This is a genomic window from Microbacterium sp. ZOR0019 (genome assembly GCF_000800925.1).
GTDB lineage: Bacteria > Actinomycetota > Actinomycetes > Actinomycetales > Microbacteriaceae > Microbacterium > Microbacterium aurugineum.
The window spans coordinates 20,999-31,279 of record NZ_JRKC01000033.1 but is presented as its reverse complement, the minus strand read 5'-3'; the positions used below and the strand labels follow the sequence as shown (position 1 = coordinate 31,279).

9 protein-coding genes are annotated in these 10,281 nt (G+C 69.8%); 4 read left to right on the top strand and 5 right to left on the bottom strand.

The genetic code is table 11. From position 1 onward, the window contains the following. A partial coding sequence (locus L978_RS18340; RefSeq protein WP_197055634.1) for a hypothetical protein occupies positions 1-737 on the bottom strand: 737 nt, incomplete at its 3' end. Between the two features lie 207 nt (positions 738-944). Between L978_RS18340 and L978_RS08260 the strand changes: the two genes are divergently transcribed. The 4 genes from L978_RS08260 (at position 945) to L978_RS08245 (ending at position 4,830) form a co-directional block, all read left to right on the top strand. Next, the gene (locus L978_RS08260; RefSeq protein WP_047522229.1) at positions 945-2,051 is read left to right on the top strand and encodes a heme/hemin ABC transporter substrate-binding protein; all 1,107 of its coding nucleotides are present in this window, start codon (positions 945-947) and stop codon (positions 2,049-2,051) included. After that, complete coding sequence (locus L978_RS08255) at positions 2,048-3,121, top strand: FecCD family ABC transporter permease (protein ID WP_047522226.1); 1,074 nt, start codon at positions 2,048-2,050, stop codon at positions 3,119-3,121. Before L978_RS08260 ends, L978_RS08255 begins: the two co-directional genes overlap by 4 nt. After that, positions 3,112-3,891, top strand: coding sequence for a heme ABC transporter ATP-binding protein (locus L978_RS08250; protein WP_442921812.1), 780 nt, complete (start codon positions 3,112-3,114; stop codon positions 3,889-3,891). Before L978_RS08255 ends, L978_RS08250 begins: the two co-directional genes overlap by 10 nt. A gap of 162 nt (positions 3,892-4,053) precedes the next feature. Continuing rightward, a complete protein-coding gene (locus L978_RS08245; protein WP_047522223.1) occupies positions 4,054-4,830 on the top strand; it encodes an inositol monophosphatase family protein in 777 nt (258 codons plus the stop codon). An 85-nt stretch (positions 4,831-4,915) separates the two neighbouring features. On the opposite strand, the gene L978_RS08240 is transcribed toward L978_RS08245, so the two are convergent. The 4 genes from L978_RS08240 to L978_RS08225 are packed head-to-tail and all read right to left on the bottom strand — an operon-like array spanning position 4,916 to position 10,279. Next, positions 4,916-6,595, bottom strand: coding sequence for a dihydroxyacetone kinase family protein (locus L978_RS08240; RefSeq protein WP_047522221.1), 1,680 nt, complete (start codon positions 6,593-6,595; stop codon positions 4,916-4,918). Position 6,596: 1 nt separating this feature from the next. After that, on the bottom strand, positions 6,597-7,670 hold the full coding sequence (locus L978_RS18335; RefSeq protein ID WP_052193429.1) for an aminopeptidase: 1,074 nt from the start codon (positions 7,668-7,670) through the stop codon (positions 6,597-6,599). Continuing rightward, on the bottom strand, positions 7,670-9,157 hold the full coding sequence (locus L978_RS08230) for an FGGY-family carbohydrate kinase (protein WP_052193428.1): 1,488 nt from the start codon (positions 9,155-9,157) through the stop codon (positions 7,670-7,672). The genes L978_RS18335 and L978_RS08230 overlap by 1 nt, the downstream gene beginning before the upstream one ends. A 24-nt stretch (positions 9,158-9,181) precedes the next feature. Continuing rightward, positions 9,182-10,279 (bottom strand): ABC transporter permease, encoded by a 1,098-nt coding sequence (locus tag L978_RS08225; protein ID WP_081996967.1) that lies wholly within the window; start codon positions 10,277-10,279, stop codon positions 9,182-9,184. Positions 10,280-10,281 lie beyond the last annotated feature (2 nt).

The following is a 10,281-nucleotide window of genomic DNA, read 5'->3' as shown; positions in this document are numbered from 1 at the left end:
ACGTTGGCCGCCGGGTCGTAGCCCGAGCCCTTCACGACGATCTTGTCGCCGGCCGCGAGGGCGGCATTCCCCGCCGGAGTGGTGCCGTCGGCAAGGAACACCTCGATCGTCGCGTCGGTCGGCGGGGTCGTGCCCGGGTCCGTACCGGGGTCGGTCCCCGGGTCCGTACCGGGGTCGGTCCCCGGGTCCGTGCCAGGGTCGGTGCCCGGATCGGTGCCGGGATCAGTCCCCGGATCCGTACCAGGGTCAGTCCCCGGATCGGTACCGGGATCCGTCCCCGGATCAGTCCCCGGATCCGTGCCCGGGTCGGTGGGCACGGGGCCGAACACGGCATCCCACTGCCCCGCGGAGATCGCGACCTCACCGCGTCCGTAGATCGTCGTCGCGTCCGGGTTCGAGTGCTTCTGCCACACGAGCACCTCGTAGGACTTCGTCCGGTCGAGCGAGCCTGCCGGTGCCTCGAGCGTGAACGTGCTCGCCCCTCCGGCGACGACGGGCATCACGAACGCGGCGTATCCGCCCCCACCGCTGAGCCCACCTTCCGTGCCGGTGACGATCAGGGCCGCGTAGGCGCCCGCGACATCGGGCAGCCCGTCGGCCTGCACCTGCACGCGCACCCCCGACGTGTCGGCGGAAGAGACCGACGCCGTGACCGTGGCGCCGGCGGCGTGCGCGGGCGGGACGATCACCGCACCGGCCGCGACGAGAAGGAAGGAGACGAAAGCGGCGAGCAGCACGCGTAGGCGAGTGCTCCCTGAGGATGCGGTGGCTATGGCGTTCACGATTCTCCACGGCTCCGGGCACGCAGAAGATCACGTGTGCCGACGGTGCCGCAATGCGGTCGGGCGACGGATGGGTTTTGGTTAGGCTTAGCTAAGTAAGCACTGATCCTGAGCGTAGAGGTCCCGATCGAGGCTCGTCAAGTTTTAGGATAGCCTTGCCTAATGCGTCGCGTCCTCGCCGTCTTCTTCGTCGCCGCCCTCGCCGTCGGGCTCACCGCGTGCGCCGAGCCGGGAGCCACCGCCGCACCCCCTCTCGCCGTGGAGGACACGTGCCCGCAGGCATCCACGCCCCTCGCGTCCCTCGGCCTGATCGACGACGTGCGCGGACAGGAAGGCCCCTCCACCGCGTGCCTCTCCAGCCACGCGATCGACGCCGTCGACGATGACACCGCGCCGGACCTACCGGTGACGGTGACCGACAGCGAAGGCCGGGAGGTCGAGATCACCGATGTCGACCGCATCCTGCCGATCGACATCTCGGGCACGATCGCGTCGACCGTGTTCGCTCTCGGTCTCGGCGATCAGGTCGTCGGGCGCGACGCGTCGACCGACTTCGCGGGCACGGAAGACCTCCCGGTCGTCACGAAGACCGGCCACACGCTCAATGCCGAGGCGATCCTCGAACTGTCCCCGACCGTCATCCTCACCGACACGACGATCGGCCCGAAGGAGGTGCGCCAGCAGCTGCGCGACGCGGGCATCGCGGTCGTGGTCATCTCCAGCGACCGGCGGCTCGACACCACCGACGAGCTGGTCACCGAGATCGCGACAGCCCTCGGGGTCCCGAGCCGGGGCGAGGCGCTCATCGCGCGGCTCGATGCCGCGGTCGATGAGACGCTGGCCGAGATCTCCGAGGTGGTGCCCGCCGACGAAGCGGATCGCGCCCGCATGCTCTTCCTCTACGTCCGCGGCAGCGCGAACGTGTACTACATCTTCGGCGAGGACTCCGGGGCCGACTCGCTGATCGACGCGGTCGGCGGAGTCGACGTCGCCGCCGAGATCGGATGGGAGGGCATGAAGCCCCTGACGGCCGAAGCCCTCGTCGCCGCGCAGCCCGACGTGCTGGTGATGATGACCGACGGGCTCGAATCCGTCGGTGGCATCGACGGGCTGATCGAGCGGATCCCCGCCGTGGCTCAGACACCCGCCGGAGCACACCGTCGCGTGATCGACATGGCCGACAGCGAGATCCTCAGCTTCGGCCCGCGCACCGCCGACGTGATCGGCGCCCTGGCCCGCGCCCTGTACGCCCCCGAGCCCGCGAAGTGACCGGCGAGGTCGTCACCCCGACTCCGACCAGGCATCGGGGCCTGCGCTTCACCCTGGTGACGGTCGGCCTGGTCGTCGCGCTCGCAATCACGTGCATCGTGTCGATCACGAGCGGGCAGTACGACCTGTCCCCCACCTCGCTGGTCGGGGTGCTGCTGCGCGGCATCGGGATCGACTCGGCGTGGGCTCCGGCGGCATCCACCGACTACGGCGTGATCTTCACCCTGCGGATGCCGCGCATCGTGCTCGGCCTGCTGGTCGGTGCCGCCCTCGCCGTCTCGGGTGTGCTCATGCAGGCGATCTTCGGCAACCCGCTCGCGGACGCCGGCGTGGTCGGGGTCTCCTCGGGCGCGGCTCTCGGTGCAGCCGCGAGCATCACCTTCGGGCTGGCGACGTTCGGGATGTGGACGACGCCCGCCTTCGCGTTCCTCGGGGGCCTGGTCGCGGTGTTCTCGGTGTACTTCATCAGCCGGTCCGGCGGACGCACCGAGGTCGTGACCCTCCTGCTCACCGGTATCGCGATCAATGCGATCGCCGGCGCGGGCATGGCGTTCTTCACGTTCCTCGGCACGACATCGACCCGCGAGCAGATCGTGTTCTGGCAGCTCGGCTCGCTGAACGGCGCGCTGTGGTCGAACATCCAGCTCGTGGCACCGCTCGTCCTGATCGGCGTGGTCGTCGCCCTGATCGTGGCGCCCGGCCTGGACCTCTTCGCCCTCGGCGAGCGCACCGCACGACACCTCGGCGTGAACGTCGAGCTGCTGCGGGTGGTGGTCATCGTGACCGTCGCGCTGCTGGTGTGCGCGGCGGTCGCGTTCGCCGGGATCATCGGCTTCGCCGGGCTCGTGGTGCCGCACCTGATGCGCATGATGATCGGCCCCGCCCACCTCCCGCTCGTGGTCGCCTCGGCACTCGGCGGCGCGCTGCTCATCGCGGTCGCCGACCTGGTCGCCCGCACCGCGGTGCCGCTCGCGGATCTCCCCATCGGCATGATCACCTCGCTCGTGGGCGGGCCGTTCTTCCTGTGGCTGCTCGTGCGCACGCGCCGTCGCTCGGGAGGATGGGCGTGACCGTCCGGCTCCGCGGGGCGGGGCTCACGGTGCGCGTCGGTGAAGGGCGGACGATCCTCAACGATGCGTCCATCGACATCCACAGCGGGGAGATCCACGCCCTCGTCGGGCCGAACGGTGCGGGCAAGTCCACGCTGTTCGGAGTCCTCGCCGGAGACGTCACCGCGCAGGCGGGCACGGTCGAGCTCGATGGCCGCCCCCTCGACCGGGTCACACCGCGCATGCTCGCCCGGCAGCGTGCCGTGCTCCTGCAGGAGAACACCGTCACGTTCCCCTTCAGCGCAGAGCAGGTCGTGCGGATGGGCCGGACCCCCTGGGCGCGCACGCCCGCGGCCGAGGAAGACGACGATCTGGTGTCCTCCGCGATGGCGCAGACCGAGGTGACGACACTCCGTGCGCGCGCGGTGCCGTCGCTGTCGGGAGGTGAGCGCGCCCGGGTCGCGCTCGCCCGCGTGATCGCCCAGAGCACCGGCATCCTGTTGCTCGACGAGCCGACCGCGGCGCTCGACCTGAAGCACCACGAAGACGTCATGCGGCTGATCCGGACGCGTGCGGACGCCGGGATCGCGGTGGCCATCGTGCTGCACGATCTCAATGCCGCGCTCGCGCACGCCGACCGCGTGACACTCCTCGCCGACGGGCGGGTCGCCGCGACCGGCGCGGCAGCTGAAGTGCTGAGCGCCGAGCGGATCGAGCAGGTCTACGGCCAGGCGGTCGACGTGTTCCCCCACCCCGCGACCGGGGTTCCGCTGGTCGTCGCGCGGCGCTGATCCGCGGCGCGGCTAGGGCCCGATCGGCGGTCCCTTCGGGCGGACTCTCGCCTTCGCCGGCCCCGACGGGTACCGGATCACGCTCCACGACCGCGCCTGAGCCGACTCCTGGGGTCGCCGACGCTACGCTGGAGGATCGCCCACGGGAGGATCAATATCGCCATGCCGTCTGCATCCGACCTGCTCGACGTCGCCCTCGCGGCCGCTGCAGCTGGAGCCGGTGTGCTCGCCGAGGCCGCCCGTGAACGCGATGCGTCGTCCGATCACCTCGGACTCCGCACGAAGGGGGCCTCGGGCGACGTGGTCACCGAGATCGACCTGCGTGCCGAACGCGCAATCCGCGCTGCCCTCGCCGCACAACGCCCCGACGACGAGGTGTCCGGAGAGGAGTACGCGACCACCGGCTCCGGCTCCGCGCTCCGCTGGTCGATCGATCCCCTCGACGGCACCTCGAACTTCGTGCGCGGGCTGCCGCACTACGGGTCCTCCGTCGCCGTACAGGATGTGCGCTCCGGCGCCTGGCTCGCCGGTGTGGTGCATGCCCCGGAGCTCGACCTCATCTACTCCGCGGGGGTGGGGCTGGGGGCATACCGGACATCGGGCGACACCCGTCGGCGGCTCCACGGACCAGCCGCCGGCGCGACACCGGTGCTTCTCGCCGTCGGATTCTCCTACGACCCCGAGCAGCGGATACGGCAGCTCGCCGAGCTCCCGGCGCGCATGGCGGCGTTCACGGATCTGCGCAGTGTCGGCTCTGCCGCACTCGGACTGTGTCTGGTCGCGGAAGGCAGTGTCGACGCCTTCATCGAGACCGACCTGTACGAGTTCGACTGGGCAGCGGGAGCTCTGATCGCCGAAGAAGCAGGGGTCACCGTGAAGCGTCCGGCCACCATGCGGGGTGGAATCCTCGCGCACCCACCGCACCTACCGGTCGAATAGGCGGCGCCGAAGCCCGCGGGACTGCAGGAAACGGACCTCGACGACCTCGGTGCTGCACGGCTCCGCGGAGTTCTCCTTCCGGCCCTCAGCTGGTGGCGCGCACGACTTCCTCGACGAAGCGCGCGACCGCGACAGAGCCGGGATCCGCATGACCCACTGAGCGCTCCTGCTGCCACCCCGCGCGACCACGTCGCGACTCCCAGCCCGCGCTCTCGGCGACCGCGGCGAGTGCCGCCGCCGATACTTCGGCGGCCCCCGCTCCGGCATCGAGCGCCTCGGCGATGGGGAGGAGCACATCGATCACGGTCTTGTCGCCGCGCGCAGCACCACCCTGCGCGCCGATCCTCGTCGCTGCCGTCTGCACGACATCGACGAGACCCGCACGGTCGAGGTGAGCCCCCGGCGGGACGTGCTCCCCCGCCGCGATCAGGCCGCTTCCGATCAGAGCAGCGAACGTCGAGGGGTTCGCTGTGGCGAAGGCATCACCCGCCACGCGCAGGATGCTGCGTGCGTCGAGATCATCCGGGAGGCTGCGCAAGGCATCCGCCACTGCGGCACCACCGACGGCGACCGTGACGCCGAGGTCTCCGTCGCCGAGAGCGGCATCCAGGGCGCGGAGCTCTTCGCGGTGCCGCTCCATCTGCGGCAGTACAGCGAGCAGCAGATCGCGAAGAGCGCTGCGGGATCCGGCCAGGGTCACATCGACAGTGGTCGCTTCTTCGCCGACGGCGGTCGCGGTCGTGAGGACGTCCCCCACCGGCGCTGCCCCCTGTCGGAAGAACGGTGACCCGGCAGGGTCCTGCAACAGCTCTTCCAGCTCGTCATCGAGCTGCATGATCGACAGCGAGGCTCCGGCCATCTCCAGACTCGTGACGTACTCGCCGACCAGTCGGTAGCCGATGGCCACCCCGGCATCCGTCAGCGTGCGGTGCACTCGGCGGTACATCACGTACAGCTCCTCGAGCGGCGTCGAGCCAAGGCCGTTCACGAGCACGGCCACGCGCCGCCCCTCGGTGAGGTCGAGTTCGGTGCCGATCTCGGTGAGGAACCGGTCGGTGATCGCATCCGCCGGCTCAAGAGGGCCGCGATGGCTGCCGCGCTCTCCGTGAATACCGACGCCGATCTCCATCTCCCCCTCGTCGAGCGTGAACGTCTCCTCACCCGCTGCAGGAAGCACGGTCGGCGACAGGCCGACGCCCATCGTCCGGGTCGCATCCGACGCCTTACGAGTGACGCGCTCGACCTCGTCGAGGGACGCACCGCGGTCGGCCATCGCCCCGGCGACCTTGTAGACGAGCACGAGTCCGGCGACACCGCGGCGAGACTCCGCGCGTTCACGCGGCGCGGACTGGATGTCGTCCGCCCCGAGCACCGTGCGCACCTCGATGCCCTCAGCGCGGCAGCGCTCGGCCGCGGTGTCGAAGTTCAGCACATCGCCACCGTAGTTGCCATACAGGTAGAGGAGCCCGGCGTCGGAGTGCACGGCCACCGAAGCCGCGTGGATCTGGGAGGAGCTCGGCGAGGAAAAGACGTTCCCCACGGCGACCGCCGAGCACAGCCCGCGCCCGACGTAGCCGAGGAAGAACGGCAGGTGTCCTGACCCGCCACCGGTGACGATGCCGACCCGGCCCGGCGCCGGCGCATCCGTACGCGCCAACGCCCGCCGATCTGCGGTGACGGCCCGCAGCTCATCGGGGTGGGCGAGAACGATGCCCTCCAGCGTCTCGTCGACGAACGCCTGAGGGTCGTTGAGGATCTTGCGCATGTCAGAACTCCTGTCCGGTGAGGATCGGATCGTATGTCGTGTGGTCGATGAGCACCCGCCCATCCGCTTCCAGCCGCCCCGACGAGCGGAGGTCCTTCACGATGTCCCAGTGAATGGCTGACTCGTTCCTACCGCCGCACTGCGGATAGGAGCGGCCGAGCGCGATGTGAACGGTACCGAGGATCTTCTCGTCGATCAGCAGATCGCCGGTCATCGTCCGCACGTGCGGGTTCGTACCGATGCCGAGCTCGCCCACGCGGCGAGCGCCGTCGGCGTCGAGGATGCGCTCCACGAGGTCGAGACCCCGCGCCGCCGATACCCTCTCCACCTGCCCCTCGACGAACTCGAGCCGGAGGTCGGTGATCGTCGCCCCGCCGAACCAGAACGAGCCGGGGAAGGCGATGTGCCCGTCGACGCCGTCTTCCATCGGAGCGGTCGCGACCTCGCCGTCCGGAAGGTTCGCCTCGCCTGCGAACGGCACCCAGGTGCGCCCCCTGCAGTTCAGCCGCAGGTCGGTGTCCTCGTCGAGGATGTGCACGAGCGACGCGTTGTTCAACTCGGCGCAAAGACGATCGAGGTGGGCTCGATGGACGGTCCAGTCCGCGAGGGTACCGGCGAAGAACTCCTCCTCCAGCTGCGCGCGCGGCACACCGATGAGCGCCGCCCACTCAGGAGTGGGGATACGAACGAGCGTCCACCGGGTGCCCTGCCAACGCGCGGTCGAGACGACCCCCTTGCCCTCGCGCTGCAGGCTGAGCCTGGTGCCGTCGATCTCGTCGGCGGGCGGTTCCATGCCCCGGAAGGACACGTGCACGTCGGCCCACTGCATCGAAGCCAGTTCGAGCGGTGCGGCCTCGCGCAGCAGCGACGCGCTCGCGTGTTCGAGCGCGAACCGGTCGTATTTCTCCTCGACGAGCAGCACCTGCGGCATCCCGCCGCGGCGATACACCTCCTCCACGAAGGCATCCACCGCGTCGAGCGCCGACGACGTCGTGGCGAACACCGAGACCTTCGTCCCCTCGCCGACCTCGTTCACCGCGGCCAGGTGCTCCGCCAGTTCTTGCCACCTGCTCATCAGTCCACCTCTCTCAGCGCGCGCAGGGCGCGGTACGTGTGCGGAAAACTCTCGTAGGCAGTCTGCAACCGGGAGGCGAGGCTCTCTTGGGGCGCGACCTCCTCGGCGAAGGCGACCCAATCCGCCGCCTGCTCCTCCGTGACGACGTCGAGGCCGATCGCCGCGAGCATCGCGTCCCCGTAGGCGGCTCCCAAGGTCGCCGCCGTCCGTTGGCGCAGGCCCGTGAGGTCGCTGACCGTCTGCATCAGCACCTCGTTGTGTGTTCCGCCGCCGATCGCGACCACGCGTGGCTCGGCATCGCCGCCTTCGAGCAGTGCAGACACGGCGAGCGCGATCGACTGTCCGACTCCTTCGACGACAGCACGGGCGATCTCGGCCCGACCGGTCGAGAGCGTGAGACCGCTGAACGCGGCACGGGCAGCGGGGTCGTGCAGCGGTGTGCGCTCGCCGCTGAAGTGCGGCAGGTGCAGCACTCCGTTCGCGCCCGGCGGCGCGGAGCGGACGAGTTCCATCAGGCGCCCGAACATCGCGGCGTCGCCATCTCCGTGGTCGAGTCCGAGCAGGTCGGCGACCCATCGTGTCGCGGTGCCGGCCGTCGATGTGCCCGCGGCGAGGACGAAGCGACCCGGCAGTGCGAAGGGTGCGGCCCACAGACGCGGATCCGCGTGCGGCTGGTCGGTCACGCGTATGAAGTAGCCACTCGACCCATACATGAGCATCAGATCGTCGGCCGCGACGACCGAGGCCCCGACCGCTTCGGCGACGGCGTCCGTCGTGCCGACGAGCACCGGTGTGCCCTCGGGGATGCCGGTCACTGCAGCAGCCGCGGCGGTGACCGTGCCGGCGACGTCGGTCGACCATCCGAGACGGGGCAGGGTCTCCCGGCGGATGAGGTCGTCGATCCCGCCGAGGTCCCAGTCCAGCCGGGCCAGGTCGTAGCAGGGATGGAAGTAGCCGGCCGTCGCATGGTCGATCACGACCTCACCGGTCAGACGCGCGACGAGGTAACTCTGACTCGTGAGGTACCACCGGGTGCGCCCGGCGACTTCGGGCTCGTTGCGCTCGACCCAGAGCATCTTCGGCCCCGCGGACTGGCTGGTCAACGCATTGCCCGCCCGGCGATAGATCTCGTCCCGTCCGAGTCGCGTCTCGAGGATGCCGATCTCCTCGGTCGCCCTGGTGTCGATCCCGTAGAGGATGGCGGGGCGGAGCGCACGCAGCTCGGAGTCCACGGGGAGCACACATGGGCCGATCGCGCTGCACGCCACCGCGGCGATCACGGCATCCGGTACTGCCCTCCGCAGCGTCGTGGCGACCTCGACGAGGTCGTGCCACCACACCGCATCCGCGTCCTGCTCGACCATTCCAGGTGCGGGCGCGCTGATGCCGTGCCTTGTGCGTGCCTCGGCGTGCACCCGCCCGGTGGCATCGACCAGCACGCCCTTGGTCTCGTACGTTCCGACATCGATGCCGAGGAACAGGTCCATCAGAGTGCCTTTCGGATGCGGGAGTCAGGCCCGGGGAATCTCGGCGAGCGCGATCGTCTCGGTCTGACTGCTCGGCGCGCGACGCGGCCTTCGCCGGACCCTCACCTGATCGAACACCATCACCGCGATCAGGATCACCCCTTGCGCGATCGCATACTCATATGCCGAGAGTCGGATGGCCGTGAAGCCGGACTGCACGACCTGCAGCACGAGCGTCGCGAGGACCACGCCCGTGATGGTGGCGAATCCGCCGGTCGGGTTCGTCCCGCCGAGCACCGCGATCACGATCACGAGCAGCACATAGGAGGTGCCGTAGTCGGCGCTGGCGGTCGGGTTGCGGGACAGGAACACCAACCCGGCGATGCCGCCGAGCAGCCCCGTCGTGACATACGTGCCGTAGAGCACGCTCGTGCTGCGGATGCCGGAGTACATCGCCGCCGTGGGGTTCGCCCCCTGCAGCTGAGTGCGTCGCCCGAACGGTGTGCGGGAGATCAGCACCCCGATCAGCACCGCCACCACGAGGAACTCGAGGAACAGGATCGGGATGCCGCCGACAGTCGCTTGCCCGACCGATGAGAGCACGGCCGGGGCACCGTAGAGCGTCTTCCCGCCTGTCCACACGATCGCGATCCCGTTGAAGATCTGCATCGTGGCGAGGGTCGCGAGGATCGGCGTGATGCCGACCGTCGCGATCAGGAAGCCGTTGACCGCACCCGCGAGAGCGCCGACCAGGACGCCGATGAGAGCGATGAACCCACCCAACGACTCCGCGGTCGCCGGATCACTGCTCGCGATGGCCGTGAACATGGTGCTGACCGTGATAGCCGACAGGTTCGCGATGGCGACCAGCGACAGGTCGATCCCGCCGGTTAGCATCGCAAGGGCCATCGCGATCGCGAGGATTCCGACCTCGGGTGAGGCGACCATCATGTTCTGAAGATTGATCGGATTGAGGAAGACCCTCGGGTTGAGGATCGCGAAGAGTCCGAACGCAAGCACGAAGAGCACCAGCATCCGACCGATGCCACGATCCACGTGGATGCGACCGAGCAGCGAACGCACCGAGCGATCGACCTGGTCGTTCATCCGGGCGAGCTGCCCGGGAGGGGTCGACTGTGGCATGG

Bases quoted from the DNA above. Each gene is read 5' to 3' on its own strand.
- L978_RS08230 (WP_052193428.1), bottom strand. From the start codon at position 9,157: ATGGACCTGTTCCTCGGCATCGATGTCGGAACGTACGAGACCAAGGGC.
- L978_RS08250 (WP_442921812.1), top strand. From the start codon at position 3,112: ATGGGCGTGACCGTCCGGCTCCGCGGGGCGGGGCTCACGGTGCGCGTC.
- L978_RS08260 (WP_047522229.1), top strand. From the start codon at position 945: ATGCGTCGCGTCCTCGCCGTCTTCTTCGTCGCCGCCCTCGCCGTCGGG.
- L978_RS18335 (WP_052193429.1), bottom strand. From the start codon at position 7,670: ATGAGCAGGTGGCAAGAACTGGCGGAGCACCTGGCCGCGGTGAACGAG.
- L978_RS08245 (WP_047522223.1), top strand. From the start codon at position 4,054: ATGCCGTCTGCATCCGACCTGCTCGACGTCGCCCTCGCGGCCGCTGCA.
- L978_RS08240 (WP_047522221.1), bottom strand. From the start codon at position 6,595: ATGCGCAAGATCCTCAACGACCCTCAGGCGTTCGTCGACGAGACGCTG.
- L978_RS08225 (WP_081996967.1), bottom strand. From the start codon at position 10,279: ATGCCACAGTCGACCCCTCCCGGGCAGCTCGCCCGGATGAACGACCAG.